Raw genomic sequence first — 18,276 nt, 5'->3', positions numbered from 1 at the left:
TGCGGACAGTGGCCCACACTATAACTTTACGTGGCAGCGGCGAACACTCCCACAACGTAATTACCCGCTTAACATCCGACCTTTTTTGCATCAGGAAGTTTCACCAGAGATGAAGGCATTAGCGCTGATTTCAACCGCAAAGCCCCATAAAGGTTAAAAATCGGGTGATTCTGCCGCTAAAGACCGTAGAATCACGCCCGATACGCGCCAGGCGCAGCACCGTGACAGGAGAAGAAATGATGCAGCATGAAGAGTGGGAACAACGCCTTGAGGCGCTGGAGAGCAAACTGGCATTTCAGGAGCACACCATCGATCAGCTCAATCTGACGGTGACTCAACATGAACTGGAGATGAGTCGTATGCGCGAACAGGTACGTTTATTAGTGGATAAAGTGAAAGCAGCGACACCTTCACCGATTGCTTCGCAGTCCGAAGAGACGCCACCACCGCACTATTAAAGCAAAAGGCCACCTGAAGGTGGCCTTTTGTTGTTCAATGCAGAACTTAGTGGCTGCAACCGCAACCGCCAGTACCACAACCGCCCTGGCCGTGATCGTGACCATGGTCGTGATCGTGGTCATGATGATGACCATCTGCACCATGTACATGGCCGTGTGCGATTTCTTCTTCCGTTGCTTCACGGATCGCTACCACTTCCACGTTGAAGTTCAGGTTCTGACCCGCCAGCATGTGGTTACCATCAACCACAACGTGCTCGTCTTCCACTTCAGTGATTTCAACCGGCACTGGACCCTGATCGGTTTCTGCCAGGAAGCGCATGCCAACCTGCAGTTCGTCGACGCCCATGAACACGTCTTTTGGTACACGCTGCACCAGGTTGTCATCGTACTGACCGTAAGCGTCGTTTGCCGGAATATGCACATCAAACTTATCGCCAACCGCGTGATTTTCCAGCGCTTTTTCCAGACCAGAAATCAGGGAACCATGACCGTGCAGATAGTCCAACGGTGCACTCACCGGTGACTCGTCAACCAACACACCGTCTTCGGTACGAACCTGATACGCCAGGCTCACCACCAGGTCTTTTGCTACTTTCATGATATCTCCTAACCGTTGAGAACTGAGATCCCGTCTCATTGGTCTATTTTGCGTGCAATAACCAACCAGAAAGGTTCAAGACTGAGGATGCCAACAAATGTGTTGCTGCATACTGCTCAGCGTTAATGGCGCCGATTGTAGCGGAATTCAATCCCGCTGTAAGTTTAAGCTTAAAAAAAGCTGCGCCATTCTGCTACTCAGGATGAAAAATGCCGATCACTTGCTCATTGCTGCGCACCTTATCGCGAACTTGTTTATCCGCTTCACGCATTTGATGGCCGCACTGCACGCACTCCACCACTTCGACATTGTTTTCACGCCATAACGCCAGCGTGTCTTTTTCCTGACATTGCGGACATACCGCACCAGCAATAAAACGTTTACGCATACTCTTTCCTGCCCGCTATTAAGCAACGGATATGTTAAGTGTAGTCCTACTCGTCATCCCAACCGTCGATCTGACGTTTTTCATGCTGCATTTCGCGCTGGAAGATGTCTTCTAACTCACGACGAGCTTCACGCACACGTGAGGCCTGCGCATTATCATCGTGACTTGGCACCAGTTCACGTAGCATGCGCATATCGAGTCGGCGGAAATGCTGTTGCGCGCGTTGCGCCTGATGCGGATGCATGCCGAGTGAAATCAGCGTCTTGCGCCCCAACTCCAGCGCACTTGAGAAGGTTTCACGCGAGAACAACGTCACGCCCGCTTGCAGTAATTCATGGGCTTCCACACGGCCACGCGCACGCGCCAGAATTTCCAGCTGCGGGAAGTGCTGCTGGCAAAGGTGAACGATGGACATCGAATCTTCCGGATCATTGCAGGTAATCACAATGGATTGTGCATTCTCCGCACCGGCAGCACGCAGTAACTCAAGCTCAGTGGCATCGCCGTAGTAAACCTTATAGCCATATTTACGCATCAGGCTGACAGCCGAGATGTCACGCTCCAGCACCGTAATACGCTTATTGTTAGCCATCAGCAAGCGGCCCACCACCTGACCAAAACGACCAAAGCCAACCACAATGACCTGCGGCTGATCATCTTCGACAAACGGCTTCTCATTGTCATCATCGGGCTCATTGAACCGACGTGCGAGAATTTTATCCACCCCCTGCATCAACAGCGGTGTGGTCATCATCGACAGCGTCACCGTCACCAGCAACAGTGGTAATTGATCGCCGCTAAACAGTTTGGCCGACGAGGCCGCTGAAAACAGCACAAAAGCAAATTCACCGCCCTGGCTAAGCACCCCGGCAAACTGCAGGCGCTCGGAACTGCGCAAACCATAAATACGGCCCAGCACATAGAGCACTAGCGTCTTGACCGCCACGAGAATCACTACGCCAAGGATAATCTCCGCGATATGGGTATAGAGCACGCCCAAATTCAGCGCCATGCCGACGGAAATAAAGAACAGCCCGAGCAGCAACCCTTTGAAGGGTTCGATCGCCACTTCCAGCTCGTGCCGATATTCACTCTCGGCCAGCAGGATCCCGGCGATAAAGGTGCCGAGGGCCATCGACAGCCCTAGCATATCCATAAACAGCGCCGAGCCCAGCACCAGTAATAATGAAGCCGCCGTGAACACTTCACGCACACCGGAAGCGGCGATAAAGCGGAAAATCGGACGCAGCAGATAACGGCCACCCACCAGCATGCCGGCAAACGCCAGCACCTTCATGCCGACTTTCAGCCAGTCAACATGACCGCTGTCCCCTCCGGCCAGCAACGGCACAAGTGCTAATGCGGGAATGACGGCCAGATCCTGGAACAGCAGCACCGAGAAGCCGAGCTGACCCGCTTCACTGCGATTCATGCCTTTATCGCGCATCAATTGCAGTGCCATAGCCGTCGAAGACATTGCCAGGCCAATCCCGCCGATCACCGCGGCCTGCCAGCTAAAGTTGGTTAGCCACAACAGCACACCAAGAATTGCCGCAGAAACCAATACTTGCGCAGCGCCCACGCCAAAGATTGAACGTCTTAACGCCCAGAGCTTGGCGGGATTTAACTCCAGCCCGATGATGAACATCAGGAACACCACGCCGAGTTCGGAGAAGTGCAGAATCTCATCAACGTCGCTGATAAAGCCTAGCCCCCACGGCCCGATGGCAATGCCTGCCACCAGATAACCCAGCACGGCACCAATGCCAAGTCGGGCCGCAATCGGCACCACAACCACAGCGGCCACCAGATAAATCACTCCGGCAGTGAGTAACGTTTGTCCTTCCATCACACCACTCCCTGCGGCAAGGGTGAAGAGAGCCAATCGCGGTAGGCGCGCGCATAATTGCGCATCACTTCCGGTGTCTGGCGGCGAGCCCAATAGATCACCATCGGCGTCATCCAGTGCATACGACACATCTGCGCCGTCAGCTCAAACGGACGCATGATGTCGCTCATCGGATAACGATTCAGGCCGTTATGGTGATACGCGGTTTCCGGTTCTCCGGTGGTCACCACGCTGCGCCAGTACTTGCCCTCCAGCGCATTCCCGTCCTGGCCGCTGGCAAACCCACGCGACAACACGCGATCCAGCCACTCTTTCAGCAAAGCCGGGCAGCTATAGGTATACAACGGATGCTGGAAAACGATGATTTGGTGTTCGCGCAACAGCTGCTGCTCGTAATGAATATCAATGAAAAAATCCGGATAGTGGGCGTATAAATCGTGCACCGTGACGTGGTCCAGTTCCATAGCCGACTGCAGCAAAACCCGATTAGCAATCGAATCCTGTGTTTCCGGATGGGCGTAAAGCAGCAAAATTTTGGGTGGCTGCGACATCGTTCCCCTCCAAAGCGTCGTCACCGCAACGGAATTCCGCTACCATGCTCGACGCAACTAACCATTATTGAATTATGTTGCCGATAAATTAACATATTCTGACGATACGGCGCTTATGATTGTCTTTTCCGCATTACAAATACGCCGCGGCACTAACGTGCTGCTGGACAACGCAACAGCCACCATTAATCCCGGCCAAAAAGTCGGTTTGGTGGGTAAGAACGGCTGTGGAAAATCCACGCTGCTGTCGCTACTGAAGGGCGAAATTAGCAGTGATGCAGGCAATTTCACTTTTCCAGGTAACTGGGCGCTGGCATGGGTGAACCAGGAAACCCCGGCCCTCACTAAAGCCGCGCTGGAATATGTTATCGACGGCGACCGCGAATATCGTCAGCTTGAATCCGAATTAGCTGATGCCAACGCCAGGGATGACGGCAACGCCATCGCTCTGCTGCATGGCAAGCTGGATGCAATTCAGGCGTGGAGCATACATGCTCGCGCCTCCAGCCTGCTGCACGGATTGGGCTTTAGCCAGGAACAATTAATGCGGCCGGTGAGTGATTTCTCCGGTGGCTGGCGCATGCGCCTTAACCTTGCGCAAGCGCTGGTGTGCCGATCCGATCTGCTGCTACTTGATGAACCGACTAACCACCTTGATCTTGACGCTGTTATCTGGCTAGAGCGCTGGTTGAAAAGCTATGAAGGCACGCTGATCCTCATCTCGCATGACCGTGACTTCCTTGATCCGGTGGTGGATAAAATCATTCATATCGAACAGCAAACGATGTTCGAATACACCGGCAACTACAGCTCGTTCGAGCGCCAGCGCGTCGCCAAACTGGCGCAGCAGCAGGCGTTGTTCCAGAGCCAGCAGGAAAAAGTACAGCACCTGCAAAAGTACATCGATCGCTTCCGCGCCCAGGCCACTAAAGCCAAACAGGCGCAGAGCCGTATCAAGATGCTGGAGCGCATGGAGTTAATTGCCCCGGCTCACGTCGATAACCCGTTCAGCTTCAGCTTCCGCGCACCAGAGAGCCTGCCCAATCCATTACTGAAAATGGAGAAAGTCACGGCGGGTTATGGCGAACGCATCATTCTTGATGCCATCAAACTGAATCTGGTACCGGGTTCACGCATCGGTCTACTCGGCCGTAACGGTGCGGGTAAATCAACGCTGATCAAACTGCTGGCCGGTGAAATTGAAGCGCTGGATGGCAAAGTTGGCCTGGCAAAAGGCATCAAGCTTGGCTACTTCGCTCAGCATCAACTTGAATACCTGCGCGCCGATGAATCGCCATTGCAGCATCTGGCCCGCATTGCGCCACAAACGCTGGAACAACAGCTGCGTGATTATCTGGGCGGCTTCGGTTTCCAGGGTGATAAAGTCAGTGAAATCACTGAACGTTTCTCAGGCGGTGAAAAAGCGCGACTGGTGCTGGCACTGATCGTCTGGCAACGTCCAAATCTGCTGCTACTCGATGAACCGACCAACCACCTTGATCTCGACATGCGTCAGGCATTGACCGAAGCGCTGATTGATTTCGAAGGCGCGCTGGTGGTGGTTTCGCATGACCGTCATTTATTGCGATCCACCACCGACGATCTCTATCTGGTGCATGACCGCAAAGTCGATGTGTTTGAAGGCGATCTCGATGATTACCAGCAGTGGTTGAGCGATCTGCAAAAGCAGCAAGCCCAGCAGGATGCTGCACCGAAGCAGGATAACGCCAACAGCGCCCAGTCTCGTAAAGATCAGAAACGCCGCGATGCTGAACTGCGCGCGCAAACTCAGCCGTTGCGTAAAGAGATCGAGAAGTTAGAGAAGCAGATGGCGAAGTGGCAGAGCCAGCTCAGCGAAGCGGAAGCGATGCTGTCAGACAGTGCAATTTACGATCAGAGCCGTAAGGCCGATTTAACCTCGGCGCTGCAACGTCAGGCTGAAAGCAAATCGGCGCTGGAAGACGTTGAAATGGCCTGGCTGGATGCTCAGGAACAACTGGAGCAAATGCTGGCGAGTTAAGCAGTGTATGTAACCAGAGCGGCGCCATTCATTGCGCGTCCTCTAACCCCCTCGCGATAAATTGCGCTGTGACCCGATTATGCCTGCTGTAAAGCCAGCAGGCATGTTTAGGTCGGCATTGATGCCGACCTGGCTAACCACCGTCGTCATTCAAAAAGGCACATCACCCAGCACGGTTGCGCGATGCATCACTCTACGCGCCGGATAATAATCCGCATTGGCATAATGCTGCGTGACGCGGTTATCCCAAATAGCCACATCATTCTCTTGCCAGCGCCAGCGCACCTGAAACTCCGGTTTTGCCGTGTGCCAGAACAGGAAATTCAGCAGTGCTTCGCTCTCCTTCTCACTCAATCCCAGTAAACGCGTCGTGAAGCCTTCATTCACAAACAGCGCCTTACGCCCACTCACCGGGTGCGTGCGAATGACGGGATGGTGTACCGGCGGATGCTTCGCCACGGCCTGTTGCCAGCGTTGATGTTCCTCTTCGGTCTTACGGTATTTATATTCCTGGAATGACTTCTTGAAATCGTGTTCTGCCTGCAAGCCACTCAGCAGCTGCTTAAAAGGCTCTGACAGCGCTTCATAAGCCGCAATTCCCGTTGACCACAACGTATCGCCACCGCTTTCCGGCAGCAGCTTCGACGCTAAAATCGCAATCGCTGGCGGCGTTTCAATAAAGGTCACATCGGTGTGCCAGTTATCGTTATCCGGTGGATTATCCTGATGGGTATCCAGCACGATAATTTCTTCCACCCCCTCTGCATGCGGATACACCGGATGGATGTGCAGATCACCGAAGCGGATCGCCAAAGCGCGCTGCTGTTCCGGCGTGATCACCTGATTGCGCAGGAACAACACCTGATGGCGCAGCAGACCATGATAAAGCTGCTCAAACTGCGCATCGCTTAACGAGCGGCTGAGATCGAGATCGCTAATCTGCGCACCGATATGCGGGCCCAGCGCGGTAAAAGTGATACGTTCGTTCATTGCTGTTCTCCATTCCAGGGCGTTAATCGGCGCTGCAAAGCGCGCAGACCCAGTTCTAAGCTAAAAGCGATCAAGGCAATTACGGCGATTCCGGCCAGCACCACATCGGTGGCAAGGAACTCGCCCGCAGACTGCACCATAAAGCCGAGTCCTCGCGTGGCAGCAATCAGTTCGGCGGCCACCAGCGTCGACCAACCCACGCCGAGGCCAATGCGTAAACCGGTAAGGATTTCAGGCAATGCGCCCGGCAGGATGACAAAGCGCAGCAGTTGCCAGCGCGTAGCACCTAGTGCCTGCGCAGCGCGAATCCGCACCTGCTGAGCATTTTTCACACCCGCCAACGTCGAGAGCGTCACCGGTGCGAAGATCGCCAGATAAATCAGTAAAATTTTTGAGGTCTCACCGATACCGAACCAAATCACCATCAGCGGCAAATAGGCGAGCGGCGGCACCGGACGATAGAGTTCAATCAGTGGATCGAGCAGCCCCCTAATCGCTGGACTTAGGCCCATTGCAATCCCCACCGGGATGCCAATCAACGCAGCGAAGAACAGCGCCACCAGCATGCGCGTCAGGCTGGCGCCCAGGTGCTGCCATAGGGTCGCATCCATAAAGCCTTGCGGGCTGGCGATCAGCAGCAGCTTTTGCAGCACCTGCTGGGGCGGCGGCAGAAACAGCGGTGCCACCAAATTGAGCGCCGTCACGCTCCACCACACCAGCAGCAGCACGGCTACACTCAGCAAGCTCAGGGAAAACTGCGGTGAAAAAGGCCAGCGCAATGTGCGTCGGCGAGTCTGGGTTTTCTCATCAATCACCGCGCTCATACAAACGCCTCCCGCTGGGAAAAGACCTGATTCAGCACATATTCACGACGCTCGATAAAGGCCGGGTCGGATTTGATACTGCGGCACGGTTCACCCGCAGCGAAGCGCTGACCGAAGTCGAGTTTGATACGCTCCACCACACGGCCTGGCCCCGGCGACAGCATTACCAGTTCGCTGGCAAGAAACACCGCTTCTTCAATATCGTGGGTAATCAGCAGAATCTGTTTGCCGGTATCACGCCACAGCGTCAGCAGCAGGGTTTGCATCTGTTCGCGTGTAAAGGCATCCAGCGCACCAAACGGCTCATCTAACAGCAGCAACTGAGGATCAGCCGCCAGCGCACGCGCAATCCCCACGCGCTGACGTTGCCCCCCAGAGAGCTGCCAGACAAAACGCTTTTCTGCCCCTTCCAGTCCGACTTTGCGGATTAAACGGCGAGCAATGGTGTGGCGTTCAGCCTTGTCCATTCCCGCCAGCTGCAAGCCAAACGCCACGTTATCGATCACGTTACGCCACGGCAGTAGCCCTTCGTTCTGAAACACCACGCCGCGTTCTGCGCCCGGTCCATTTACCGCTTTGCCATCCAGCGTGATACTGCCTGACTCCAGCGGCAGGAATCCGGCGATCAAGTTCAGTAAGGTGGTTTTGCCACAGCCTGACGGTCCCAGCACCACCAGCAGGTCGCGTTGATCCAGCTGCAGGTTGATATCCTGCAGCGCGGGTTGTCCGGCGTAACGTGCATTCAGATTGGTGATGCTGAGCATACGGCCTCCGTTATTTCGCCAAAGGCGCGACAAAGCGCGTGGTGACAAAGCTGCTGTAATCGTTAGCGGCATCCGGCACTTTGCCCTGCTCTTTCAGGAAGTGCGCGGTATCAACAATGGCTTTGTTCACTGGCTTGCCCAGCTGTTCCACCTGCTGCTGTGCGGTCAGGTAGGTATTGCCTTGCACCAGAACCGGCACATCGCTTTCCGGTACGCCACTCAGGCGCGCCAGTTTGCTGAGATTGTCGGGCTGCTTGAGCCACTGTTCTGGATTCGCAATGTAGGCTTGCTGTGCCTCAATCGCACTGCGCGCGAAAGCGGTGACCACTTCAGGATGCTGCTGAGCGAAATCTTTGCGTACCACCCACACATCCAGCGTTGGCGATCCCCATTTGCCCACCTGAGAAGAGTCGGTTAACACCGTGCCATCCTTTTCCAGCTCGTTTACCGCCGGTGACCAGACGTACGCGCCGTCGATATCACCGCGTTTCCACGCCGCAATAATCGCAGGCGGCTGCAGGTTCACTAACTGCACCTGCGAGGGTTTAATGCCCCAATGCTTGAGCGCAGAGAGCAGGCTGTAATGTGTGGTGGAGATGAAGGGCACGGCGATACGTTTGCCGATCAGATCTTTCGGGTTGCTGATGGATTTTTTGACCACCAGCGCTTCGGAATTACCAAGCTGTGACGCCAGTAAGAAAGCTTCGATGGGCAACTGCTGTGTTGCCGCCACTGCCAGCGGGCTGGACCCGATATTACCGATTTGCACATCACCGGAAGCCAATGCCCGCAGCACGCTGGCACCGCTATCAAACTTGCGCCAGTCGACCGTCGCGCCACTCTCTTTGGCAAAGGTGTTATCGGCCTGCGCCACTTTGGCCGGTTCCGCCGAGGTTTGATATGCCACTGTGACGTTGATCGCCTGTGCCTGGAATGCCATCAGGGCCAATGCTGCCGCCACTGCCGTTATCGTTTTTTTTACTGCCATCATCATTCACCCCAATGTTATGTCGTGATGGCAGTTTCTCCAGCGGCTGTAATTTCATAAAGGAATTAAAAATTATCCCTAATGAAAATCTGTTCTTAGTTCAACATCGGGCAACGCTATGCGAAATGCGCAAATGCAAAGAAGGCGTAAAGACGGAAATATGTCACACGCTCACATAGCGACTGTGTTATTGATAGGCTTCTGATTTTTCACCTCTACTGGCGGGACTGAAATCCATGTCGATTGAGAAAGTTGCCCGTCTTGCTGGCGTGTCTAAAGCCACGGTTTCTCGGGTGTTGAACCAGCATCCGGGCGTGCGTTCTGATACACGAGCAAAGGTATTGGCGGCCATCGAACACTGTGACTATCAGCCCAACCTGCTGGCCCGCCAGCTGCGTACTGCCCAGAGCCATATGTTGCTGGTGTTAATTTCAGACATCACCAATCCCTTCTGCTCACGTGTGGTGCAAGGCATTGAAGCTGAAGCCGAAGCGCAGGGTTATCACATCCTGTTGTGCAATTCGGCCTCACAGCTGCCGCGTGAAGCCGCTTATCTGGCGTTATTAAGCGGTAAAGTGGTCGATGGCGTGATCACCATGGATGCCGCGGCCTGCCTGCAACAGCTGAAGGGGTTGATAGGTGACGCGCCTTGGGTGCAATGCGCCGAATACGATCCGGCTATCGCTGCTTCCAGTGTCACGATAAACAATAAAGAAGCGGCTTACGAAACCGTGCGTTATCTGGCCAACAAAGGCCGCCGCCGTATTGCATTGGTTAACTGTGATATGCGCTACCTTTACTCGCATCAGCGTGAAAGTGGCTATCGCGAAGCGCTGGAACAGCTGGAACTGAATTGGGGTGGCGTGGCTTACGCGGAAAACATTTCGTGTGAAGCGGGCAGTGCCGCACTGCGTGAACTGCTGGCACGACCGGAGCGACCAGACGCCGTGTTTGCGGTCTCAGATGTGCTGGCGGTTGGCGTGATTCATGCCGCGCTGGAGGCCGGATTGCGCATTCCGGAAGATCTCGCTGTCGTGGGGTTTGATGGTATTCCCTTCACCAGCAGCCTCAATCCACCGCTGACCACCATCGAACAACCGATGAATCGGCTGGGTGCACGCAGTGTTCAGCTGCTACTGAACCGCATCCGCCAGCCGCACAGTGACGTGGTGCGTGAGGTGTTACCCTGGAAGCGCGTTGAACGCGCCTCCAGCTAACTCAACGCCAGATCAGCAGTACACAGGCGGCAGTGAGCGCACCCATCGCCAGGTTGAAGATTTTCCACGCGCGCGGGCTGCGCAACAGACGGCCAATCAGCGAACCAAATCCCATCCAGATAACACCGGATACCACATTGACCAGCGCCATACCGATACTGATGGCGATCACCGAATGCAGATATGCATCGCCCGCCAGGCTAAAGCTGGCTACCGCGCCCAACGCCATCAGCCAGGCTTTTGGGTTGATCAACTGTAGCAGGCCACCCTGCCAGAACGGCATCTGCTTGACGTTGGCATCTTCAGTTTCCAGCTTCTCGTACTCCGCGGTGGCAATTTTCCACGCCAGCCACAGCAGGTAGAGGCTACCGGCAATCTTCAGCACCAGATGCAGAGAGGGATAAAGCAGGATCAAACCACCGATGCCAAATGCCACCATCAGCAACATGACTTGCATACCAATCATGATACCAATGAGCAGCGGGATGGTGCGCAGGAAGCCAAAATTAGCACCTGAGGCGGTAAGTAACATATTATTGGGCCCTGGCGTGATGGCAGCGACCCAAAGAAAACCCAACATTGATAAAAAAAGACTCAGTTCCATGTATATTCGGGTGCTCCTCACCCAGTAAAGCGGACAACCCATCGAAGCTATCAGCGAGTTATGCATCAGACAAGCCTTTACCCAAGCTATTTTGATCGCCTGAACGGCGAGCGATTTACACCGCTGCGCGGATTCAGTAACGCGCATCTGCAAACCCTGCTGCCGCGCATACTGCGTCGGCGCGTAACCCTGCGTCCGCACTGGCAGCGACTTGACCTGCCGGACGGTGATTTTGTCGATCTCGCGTGGAGCGAAGATCCAGCACAGGCGCGTCACAAACCGCGCATGGTGATGTTCCATGGTCTGGAAGGCAGTTTCCGTAGCCCGTATGCGCATGGCCTGATGCAGGCGTGTCAGGCGCGTGGCTGGCTGGCGGTGGTGATGCACTTTCGTGGATGCAGCGGCGAGCCGAATCGTCTGGAGCGCATCTATCATTCCGGTGAAACCGAAGATGCGACCTTTTTCCTGCACTGGTTGCAGCGCGAATGGGGCACGGTGCCGACTGCAGCAGTGGGCGTTTCACTCGGTGGCAATATGCTGGCCTACTTATTGGGCATGCAGGGAAATGATGTGCCTGTGGATGCCGCCGTCGCCATCTCGGCACCCTTTGCGCTCGAACCCTGCAGTGAAAAGCTCGATGCTGGCTTTTCTCGTTTCTATCAGCACTATTTACTGACCAAGCTGAAACAGAACGCTACGCGTAAACTGCTGGCCTGGCCCGGCACACTACCGGTGGAACTGAGCCAGCTGCGCGCATTTCGCCGCATTCGTGAGTTTGATGATGCGATTACCGCACGGGCGCACGGTTTTCTGGATGCCAACGACTATTATCAACGTGCCAGCGCTATGCCGCTGCTCACGGGCGTGCGCAAGCCGCTGCTGATCATCCATGCCAAAGACGATCCCTTTATGACCGATGCGGTAATCCCGCAGCCGGCGCAACTGTCGCCTTCCATTGAATATCAGCTGACACAACAAGGCGGGCACGTCGGCTTTGTTGGCGGTACGTTAATGAAGCCGAAAATGTGGCTGGAACAGCGTGTGCCTGACTGGCTTTCAACCTATCTGGATGTGTGATCGTGATTATTCCCTGGCAAGAACTTGAAGTCGCAACACTGGAAAACCTGATTGAAACTTTCGTGCTGCGCGAAGGCACCGACTATGGTGAGCAGGAGCGCAGCCTGGAACAGAAAGTCGCCGACGTGCGCCGCCAGCTGGAGCGCGGAGACGTTGTGCTGGTGTGGTCGGAACTGCATGAATCCGTCAACATTATGCCGAAAGGCGAATTTCGCGGTTAATGCACCGCGCAGTAATTCGTGGTAACAATGCTCATCGCCCGACTTCACAGGGAGTTCTGTTATGTCAGCCAGGCATCCAATCATTGCCGTGACCGGTTCCAGCGGTGCCGGTACCACGACCACCAGCCTCGCCTTCCGTAAGATTTTCCAGCAGCTGAATCTGCATGCTGCGGAAGTGGAAGGTGACAGTTTTCACCGTTATACCCGTCCAGAAATGGATATGGCGATCCGTAAGGCACGCGATCTGGGCCGTCATATTAGCTACTTCGGTCCGGAAGCCAATGACTTCGGGCTGCTGGAACAGACGTTTAAGCATTACGGAAAAACCGGGCTAGGTGAATCGCGCAAATATCTGCACACCTACGACGAAGCGGTGCCGTGGAATCAGGTGCCGGGCACCTTTACGCCCTGGCAGCCGCTGCCGGAAAACACTGACGTGCTGTTCTATGAAGGATTACACGGTGGCGTGGTTACACAGCAGCACAACGTCGCCGAGCATGTCGATTTGCTGGTCGGCGTGGTGCCGATTGTCAATCTGGAGTGGATTCAAAAGCTGGTGCGCGACACCAGCGAGCGCGGCCATTCCCGTGAAGCGGTGATGGATTCAGTGGTGCGTTCAATGGAGGATTATATCAACTTCATCACGCCGCAGTTCTCGCGCACCCACATCAACTTCCAGCGTGTACCTACGGTGGATACGTCCAACCCATTTGCCGCACGTGAAATTCCGTCACTCGATGAAAGCTTTGTGGTGATTCACTTCCGTGGACTGGAAGGCATTGCTTACCCTTACCTGCTGGCGATGATCCAGGGCTCGTTCATTTCGCATATGAACACACTGGTGGTGCCGGGCGGCAAAATGGGGCTGGCAATGGAGTTAATCATGACGCCACTGGTGCAGCGGCTGATTGAAGGTAAACGGATTGAATAATCCAGAAATTCTGTAGCGGCGGCCGTTTGGCCGCCCACTTATGTTATCGCTCAATCACTTCGTAACTGTGCGTCATTTTCACACTATTGCCGAGCATGATCGCCACCGAGCAATACTTCTCCGCCGACAGATCGACGGCCCGCGCCACCGCTTTATCGCTTAGCGCTGTGCCGCTAACGATAAAATGCAGGTTGATTTGCGTAAAAATACGTGGCGCTTCTTCACGGCGCTCGGACGTAAGTTTCACCTCGCAGTCAGCCACATCATTTCGGCCTTTTTGCAGGATCGATACCACGTCAATCGCGCTACAGCCGCCTGCTGCCATCAAAACCATCTCCATCGGGCTTGGCGCTTTATCACCCGAGTTACCGTCCATTAATACCTGATGGCCTGATGAGGATTCTCCGAGAAAGGTCAGCCCTTCCACCCATTTCACTCGTGCCTGCATTATTCTTTCTCCTGAAGTGGCGGTTTTGCCGCCAGAGTACGCTTTCACTTGATAAACAGCAATCCAGACTCTTCCGCCTGTTGCTGAAGCGAGACAACAGAAGACAGCTTGCAAAAGCTGTGCTACAAACAGTGCTGAAAATATTTTCGTCATCACAGACGAAGGCGGGAAGAATCAAAAGCGTAGCTTAAGAATCACCCGGAAATAATTTTCCTTTACTGGAAACGCTCGACGATTACACCGCCTGACAGGGAAAACTGCCCCCTGTGTTTTGGGCACGATTACAACAGAGGATAATAGCGAATGGTTCTCGGCAAACCGCAAACAGACCCTACACTCGAATGGTTCCTGTCCCATTGCCATATTCACAAATATCCGTCCAAAAGCACGCTCATCCATCAGGGTGAGAAAGCGGAAACGCTGTACTACATCGTGAAAGGTTCCGTTGCGGTTCTGATCAAAGATGAAGAAGGCAAAGAGATGATTCTCTCCTACCTCAATCAGGGAGACTTCATCGGCGAACTCGGCCTGTTTGAAGAAGGCCAGGAACGTAGTGCCTGGGTACGTGCTAAGACTGCCTGCGAAGTGGCTGAAATTTCCTACAAAAAATTCCGTCAGCTGATTCAGGTAAACCCGGATATTTTAATGCGACTTTCGTCGCAAATGGCGCGTCGTCTGCAAGTCACTTCCGAGAAAGTGGGCAACCTTGCCTTCCTCGATGTGACGGGCCGTATCGCGCAAACACTGCTTAATCTGGCGAAACAACCCGATGCGATGACGCACCCCGACGGGATGCAAATCAAAATCACCCGTCAGGAGATTGGTCAGATCGTGGGTTGCTCACGCGAAACCGTGGGTCGTATCCTGAAAATGCTGGAAGATCAGAACCTGATCTCCGCACACGGTAAAACCATCGTCGTCTACGGCACCCGCTAATTTCTTATCACCCACGGCGTGATGGCAACATCGCGCCGTTTTTGTTTGCGATGAGCTGATGTGGCGCCGAATCATCTATCATCCTGAGGTCAACTACGCACTGCGGCAAACGCTGGTGCTGTGCCTGCCTGTGGCACTAGGCTGGCTGTTTGGCGATCTGCAAAAAGGCCTGCTGTTCTCATTAGTCCCTGCCTGCTGCAACATGGCGGGTCTTGATACACCGCATAAGCGCTTCTTTAAACGCCTGATTGTTGGCGGCTCACTGTTTGCTACCGCCAGTTTTCTGATCCAATTTCTCACCAGTGACGCCATTCCGTTACCGCTGATCCTGTTTGTGCTGCCGCTGCTGATAGGCGTGACCGGCGAAATCAGCCCGCTGCACGGTCGCTTGTTGCCCGCCACACTGATTGCCGCCATCTTTAGCCTCAGCCTAGTAGGACGCATGCCCATGTGGGTGCCGCCGCTGCTGTATATCGGCGGCACGCTATGGTATGGCCTGTTTAACTGGTTCTGGTTTTGGCTGTGGAAAGAGCAGCCGATGCGCGAAACGCTCAGTCTGCTGTATCGGGAACTGGCGGATTATTGCGATGCAAAATACACACTGTTGACGCAGCTTACCGATCCCGAGAAAGCGCTGCCGCCGCTGCTGGCGCGTCAGCAAAAAGCCGTTGACCTGATCACCACCTGCTATCAGCAGATGCACATGCTCTCTGCCAGCCGCGATAACAGCCACAAGCGCCTGACGCGGGCTTTCCAGGTGGCGCTTGATTTGCAGGAGCACATCTCGGTGAGCCTGCACCAGCCGGAAGAAGTGCAAAAGCTGGTCGAGCAGAGTCACGCCGAAGCGGTGATCCGCTGGAATGCCAAAACCATCTCTGCGCGTCTGCGCCTGTTGGCCGATGCCATTCTCTATCATCAATTGCCCGATCGCTTCCACATGGAAAAGCAGCTCGGCGCGCTGGAAAAAATTGCGCGCCAGCATCCCGACAATCCGGTGGGCAACTTCTGCTATTACCATTTCAGCCGAATTGCGCGTGTGCTGCGCACCCAGAAACCGTTATACACCCGTGACCTGATGGCCGATCGCCAGCGCCGTTTGCCGTTGTTCCCGGCGCTGCGCAGCTATCTGTCGCTCAAGTCCGCTGCATTGCGCACCGCAGCTCGTATTTCGGTGATGCTGATGTTCGGCAGTGCGCTGGCGCTGTTCTTTAATATTCCCAAGCCTTATTGGATTCTGATGACCATCATGTTTGTCAGCCAGAATGGCTACAGCGCCACACGAGTGCGTATCCAGCACCGTGCACTGGGCACCTTTGCCGGATTGCTGATCGCCGCAGGATCGCTACGGCTCGAAGTGCCCGAATCGATCACCCTGCTGTTTATGCTGGCCATCACCCTCGCCAGCTATCTGGTCACGCGCAAGTATTACGGCTGGTCGATGATTGGCTTCACCGTGACGGCGGTGTATTCGCTCCAGCTGTTGTCGCTGAATGGGGCGCAGTTCCTGTTGCCGCGCATGATGGATACCCTGATGGGCTGCCTGATCGCCTTTGCCGGTATGATCTGGCTGTGGCCACAGTGGCAGAGCGGATTACTGCGCAGCAACGCGCATGATGCGCTGGAGGCTTATCAGGAAGCCTTGCGGATGTTGCTGGGGCCGGAGCAATCTCCTGAAAAGCTGGCTTACCAGCGCATGAGGGTCAATCAGGCGCACAATGCACTGTTCAACTCACTGAATCAGGCATCGAGCGAACCGGGCTTCAACGCGCAGTACCTGAAAGATATGCGCATGTGGGTCACCCACAGCCAGTTCATTGTGGAGCATATTAACGCGATGACGATCCTGGCGCGTGAGCACACCATGCTGACGCCAAAGCTGGCGGAACGCTATCTGCAATCCTGTGAAATTGCGCTGCAGCGCTGTCAGCAGCGACTGGCGTATGACGGGCCAGGCAATGACAGCAATATTCTGGAAGCGCCGGAGAATATGAATGAAGGGCCGGTAACGATTGTCGAGCAGCATGTGAAGCGCATCCTGCAACACCTGAATGTGATGCACACCATCTCTTCACTGGCCTGGAGCCAGCGACCGCATCACGGCCGCTGGCTGAAAGTTTTACGCCCGAAAGGCTGATTACGCCGCCAGCACCTTCTCAATGGCTTTGGCGAAACGCGCCATGCCTTCTTCGATGTCAGTCGGCTCGATAACCAGTGACGGCACAAAACGAATCACATCAGTGCCCGCGGTCAGAACCATCAACCCTTCTGCTGCCGAGGCATTGAGGATATCGCGCGCCTTGCTGGCGTGCTGCGGTTTCAGCGCCGCGCCAATCAGTAAACCTTTGCCGCGAATCTCACTGAAAAGATCATATTTGCTGTCGATCGCCTGCAGTGCTTCAACGAACTGCTGACGACGGGCTTCTACGCCACCCAGCACTTCTGGGGTGTTGATAATATCCAGCGCGGTTTCAGCAATCGCACAGGCCAGCGGGTTGCCGCCATAGGTGGTGCCGTGCACGCCGGGGGCCATCACTGAGGCGATTTCATTGGTGGTCAGCATCGCACTCACCGGGAATCCGCCGCCCAGCGCTTTCGCGGTGGTGATGATGTCTGGCTTGATGCCGTAATGTTCGTAGCTGAACAGCTTACCGCTACGACCCATGCCGCTCTGCACTTCATCCAGCACCAGCAGCGCTTTATGCTCATCGCACAGCGCACGCAGACCCTGCATAAATTCCTGCGTCGCAGCCACCACGCCGCCTTCACCCTGAATCGGTTCAACGACAATCGCGCAGGTGTGGTCATCCATCACTGCTTTCACCGCATCCAGATCGTTAAACGGCACATGGACGATATCTGCCGGCTTTGGACCAAAGCCGTCGGAGTATTTCGGCTGGCCGCCAACAGAAACGGTAAACAAGGTACGACCATGGAACGCATTGTGGAACGCGATGATTTTGCTTTTGAACGGGCTGTGTTTTTTGCAGGCGTAATAACGCGCCAGCTTAAAAGCAGCTTCGTTAGCTTCCGCGCCGGAGTTGCCAAAGAAAACGCGATCGGCAAAGGTCGCTGCAATCAGTTTGCTCGCCAGACGCAGCGCCGGTTCGTTGGTGAACACGTTGCTGGTGTGCCACAGGGTTTCGCCCTGCGTTTTCAGCGTTTCCACCAGCGCCGGGTGGCAATGGCCTAAAGCAGTCACCGCGATACCGCCGGAGAAGTCGATATACTCTTTGCCCTGCTGATCCCAGACTCGGCTGCCCTTGCCCTTTACCGGCACGAACTGCGCTGGTGCATAAACAGGCAAAATCACGTTATCGAACGTTTCCCGGGTTACCGCTAGTTTTTCCGCTGCCATTGCCGACCTCATTGGGTTATTTATTGAGCTGAAGTGAAATTATAATCACAAAAT

General features: G+C 54.8%; 19 protein-coding genes. 8 read left to right on the top strand and 11 right to left on the bottom strand.

The features are described 5' to 3' along the window. The first annotated feature begins 239 nt into the window (after positions 1-239). Entirely contained in the window at positions 240-458 is a 219-nt protein-coding gene (locus tag F3J37_RS24105) for a SlyX family protein (RefSeq protein ID WP_034830802.1), read from the top strand. 46 nt (positions 459-504) lie between these two features. On the opposite strand, the gene slyD is transcribed toward F3J37_RS24105, so the two are convergent. The 4 genes from slyD to kefG form a co-directional block, all read right to left on the bottom strand. Continuing rightward, positions 505-1,059 carry a peptidylprolyl isomerase gene (gene slyD, locus F3J37_RS24100; protein WP_034830781.1) on the bottom strand — a complete coding sequence of 185 codons (555 nt, stop codon included), beginning with the start codon at positions 1,057-1,059 and terminating at the stop codon, positions 505-507. 193 nt (positions 1,060-1,252) lie between these two features. Beyond that, complete coding sequence (locus tag F3J37_RS24095; protein ID WP_034830784.1) at positions 1,253-1,447, bottom strand: YheV family putative zinc ribbon protein; 195 nt, start codon at positions 1,445-1,447, stop codon at positions 1,253-1,255. A gap of 46 nt (positions 1,448-1,493) precedes the next feature. Beyond that, complete coding sequence (kefB, locus tag F3J37_RS24090) at positions 1,494-3,296, bottom strand: glutathione-regulated potassium-efflux system protein KefB (RefSeq protein ID WP_166936284.1); 1,803 nt, start codon at positions 3,294-3,296, stop codon at positions 1,494-1,496. Further along, the gene (gene kefG / locus F3J37_RS24085; RefSeq protein ID WP_166936283.1) at positions 3,296-3,847 is read right to left on the bottom strand and encodes a glutathione-regulated potassium-efflux system ancillary protein KefG; all 552 of its coding nucleotides are present in this window, start codon (positions 3,845-3,847) and stop codon (positions 3,296-3,298) included. Before kefG ends, kefB begins: the two co-directional genes overlap by 1 nt. A gap of 115 nt (positions 3,848-3,962) precedes the next feature. Between kefG and F3J37_RS24080 the strand changes: the two genes are divergently transcribed. Further along, a complete protein-coding gene (locus F3J37_RS24080) occupies positions 3,963-5,867 on the top strand; it encodes an ABC transporter ATP-binding protein (RefSeq protein WP_166936281.1) in 1,905 nt (634 codons plus the stop codon). A gap of 150 nt (positions 5,868-6,017) precedes the next feature. On the opposite strand, the gene tauD is transcribed toward F3J37_RS24080, so the two are convergent. Genes tauD through tauA form a run of 4 tightly spaced genes read right to left on the bottom strand, consistent with a single transcriptional unit; the run spans position 6,018 to position 9,436 of the window. Beyond that, entirely contained in the window at positions 6,018-6,857 is an 840-nt protein-coding gene (gene tauD / locus F3J37_RS24075) for a taurine dioxygenase (protein WP_166936279.1), read from the bottom strand. Beyond that, the gene (tauC, locus tag F3J37_RS24070) at positions 6,854-7,681 is read right to left on the bottom strand and encodes a taurine ABC transporter permease TauC (protein WP_034830793.1); all 828 of its coding nucleotides are present in this window, start codon (positions 7,679-7,681) and stop codon (positions 6,854-6,856) included. Before tauC ends, tauD begins: the two co-directional genes overlap by 4 nt. After that, complete coding sequence (gene tauB, locus F3J37_RS24065) at positions 7,678-8,445, bottom strand: taurine ABC transporter ATP-binding subunit (RefSeq protein ID WP_166936277.1); 768 nt, start codon at positions 8,443-8,445, stop codon at positions 7,678-7,680. The genes tauC and tauB overlap by 4 nt, the downstream gene beginning before the upstream one ends. A 10-nt stretch (positions 8,446-8,455) precedes the next feature. Beyond that, on the bottom strand, positions 8,456-9,436 hold the full coding sequence (gene tauA, locus F3J37_RS24060; protein WP_166936275.1) for a taurine ABC transporter substrate-binding protein: 981 nt from the start codon (positions 9,434-9,436) through the stop codon (positions 8,456-8,458). A 233-nt stretch (positions 9,437-9,669) separates the two neighbouring features. On the opposite strand from tauA, the gene F3J37_RS24055 reads away from it, so the two are divergent. Continuing rightward, positions 9,670-10,650: a LacI family DNA-binding transcriptional regulator gene (locus F3J37_RS24055; protein ID WP_058960604.1), complete on the top strand. Its 981-nt coding sequence runs from the start codon at positions 9,670-9,672 to the stop codon at positions 10,648-10,650. Position 10,651: 1 nt separating this feature from the next. Here F3J37_RS24055 and F3J37_RS24050 read toward each other — a convergent pair whose 3' ends face one another. Beyond that, entirely contained in the window at positions 10,652-11,254 is a 603-nt protein-coding gene (locus F3J37_RS24050) for a LysE family translocator (protein ID WP_034819569.1), read from the bottom strand. A 60-nt stretch (positions 11,255-11,314) separates the two neighbouring features. Here F3J37_RS24050 and F3J37_RS24045 point away from each other — a divergent pair, with 60 nt between their 5' ends. The 3 genes from F3J37_RS24045 to F3J37_RS24035 all read left to right on the top strand — a co-directional run bounded on the left by F3J37_RS24045 (position 11,315) and on the right by F3J37_RS24035 (position 13,483). Then, positions 11,315-12,331, top strand: coding sequence for a hydrolase (locus F3J37_RS24045; protein ID WP_034819571.1), 1,017 nt, complete (start codon positions 11,315-11,317; stop codon positions 12,329-12,331). A 2-nt stretch (positions 12,332-12,333) separates the two neighbouring features. Next, entirely contained in the window at positions 12,334-12,552 is a 219-nt protein-coding gene (locus F3J37_RS24040) for a YheU family protein (protein WP_034820041.1), read from the top strand. A gap of 61 nt (positions 12,553-12,613) precedes the next feature. Further along, positions 12,614-13,483 carry a phosphoribulokinase gene (locus F3J37_RS24035; protein WP_034819573.1) on the top strand — a complete coding sequence of 290 codons (870 nt, stop codon included), beginning with the start codon at positions 12,614-12,616 and terminating at the stop codon, positions 13,481-13,483. 43 nt (positions 13,484-13,526) lie between these two features. Here the strand turns inward: F3J37_RS24035 and F3J37_RS24030 are convergent, their stop codons facing one another. Then, a complete protein-coding gene (locus tag F3J37_RS24030) occupies positions 13,527-13,931 on the bottom strand; it encodes an OsmC family protein (RefSeq protein ID WP_034819576.1) in 405 nt (134 codons plus the stop codon). Positions 13,932-14,234: 303 nt separating this feature from the next. On the opposite strand from F3J37_RS24030, the gene crp reads away from it, so the two are divergent. Then, entirely contained in the window at positions 14,235-14,867 is a 633-nt protein-coding gene (crp, locus tag F3J37_RS24025) for a cAMP-activated global transcriptional regulator CRP (RefSeq protein WP_000242758.1), read from the top strand. Positions 14,868-14,925: 58 nt separating this feature from the next. Beyond that, the gene (locus F3J37_RS24020) at positions 14,926-17,001 is read left to right on the top strand and encodes a YccS/YhfK family putative transporter (RefSeq protein ID WP_166936273.1); all 2,076 of its coding nucleotides are present in this window, start codon (positions 14,926-14,928) and stop codon (positions 16,999-17,001) included. Here the strand turns inward: F3J37_RS24020 and argD are convergent, their stop codons facing one another. Next, complete coding sequence (gene argD / locus F3J37_RS24015) at positions 17,002-18,222, bottom strand: bifunctional acetylornithine/succinyldiaminopimelate transaminase (RefSeq protein ID WP_166936271.1); 1,221 nt, start codon at positions 18,220-18,222, stop codon at positions 17,002-17,004. Positions 18,223-18,276: the final 54 nt, after the last annotated feature.

Source organism: Candidatus Pantoea communis (genome assembly GCF_011752685.1).
In the GTDB taxonomy this organism is placed as follows: Bacteria; Pseudomonadota; Gammaproteobacteria; order Enterobacterales; family Enterobacteriaceae; genus Pantoea; species Pantoea communis.
This window is presented reverse-complemented; position numbering and strand designations above follow the sequence as displayed.

Coding starts and splice junctions, on each gene's coding strand:
- tauC (WP_034830793.1), bottom strand. CDS start 7,681: ATGAGCGCGGTGATTGATGAGAAAACCCAGACTCGCCGACGCACATTG.
- F3J37_RS24035 (WP_034819573.1), top strand. CDS start 12,614: ATGTCAGCCAGGCATCCAATCATTGCCGTGACCGGTTCCAGCGGTGCC.
- kefG (WP_166936283.1), bottom strand. CDS start 3,847: ATGTCGCAGCCACCCAAAATTTTGCTGCTTTACGCCCATCCGGAAACA.
- crp (WP_000242758.1), top strand. CDS start 14,235: ATGGTTCTCGGCAAACCGCAAACAGACCCTACACTCGAATGGTTCCTG.
- tauB (WP_166936277.1), bottom strand. CDS start 8,445: ATGCTCAGCATCACCAATCTGAATGCACGTTACGCCGGACAACCCGCG.
- F3J37_RS24080 (WP_166936281.1), top strand. CDS start 3,963: ATGATTGTCTTTTCCGCATTACAAATACGCCGCGGCACTAACGTGCTG.
- F3J37_RS24045 (WP_034819571.1), top strand. CDS start 11,315: ATGCATCAGACAAGCCTTTACCCAAGCTATTTTGATCGCCTGAACGGC.
- F3J37_RS24030 (WP_034819576.1), bottom strand. CDS start 13,931: ATGCAGGCACGAGTGAAATGGGTGGAAGGGCTGACCTTTCTCGGAGAA.
- tauA (WP_166936275.1), bottom strand. CDS start 9,436: ATGATGGCAGTAAAAAAAACGATAACGGCAGTGGCGGCAGCATTGGCC.
- kefB (WP_166936284.1), bottom strand. CDS start 3,296: ATGGAAGGACAAACGTTACTCACTGCCGGAGTGATTTATCTGGTGGCC.
- F3J37_RS24105 (WP_034830802.1), top strand. CDS start 240: ATGCAGCATGAAGAGTGGGAACAACGCCTTGAGGCGCTGGAGAGCAAA.
- F3J37_RS24095 (WP_034830784.1), bottom strand. CDS start 1,447: ATGCGTAAACGTTTTATTGCTGGTGCGGTATGTCCGCAATGTCAGGAA.
- F3J37_RS24020 (WP_166936273.1), top strand. CDS start 14,926: ATGTGGCGCCGAATCATCTATCATCCTGAGGTCAACTACGCACTGCGG.
- argD (WP_166936271.1), bottom strand. CDS start 18,222: ATGGCAGCGGAAAAACTAGCGGTAACCCGGGAAACGTTCGATAACGTG.
- slyD (WP_034830781.1), bottom strand. CDS start 1,059: ATGAAAGTAGCAAAAGACCTGGTGGTGAGCCTGGCGTATCAGGTTCGT.
- F3J37_RS24055 (WP_058960604.1), top strand. CDS start 9,670: ATGTCGATTGAGAAAGTTGCCCGTCTTGCTGGCGTGTCTAAAGCCACG.
- tauD (WP_166936279.1), bottom strand. CDS start 6,857: ATGAACGAACGTATCACTTTTACCGCGCTGGGCCCGCATATCGGTGCG.
- F3J37_RS24050 (WP_034819569.1), bottom strand. CDS start 11,254: ATGGAACTGAGTCTTTTTTTATCAATGTTGGGTTTTCTTTGGGTCGCT.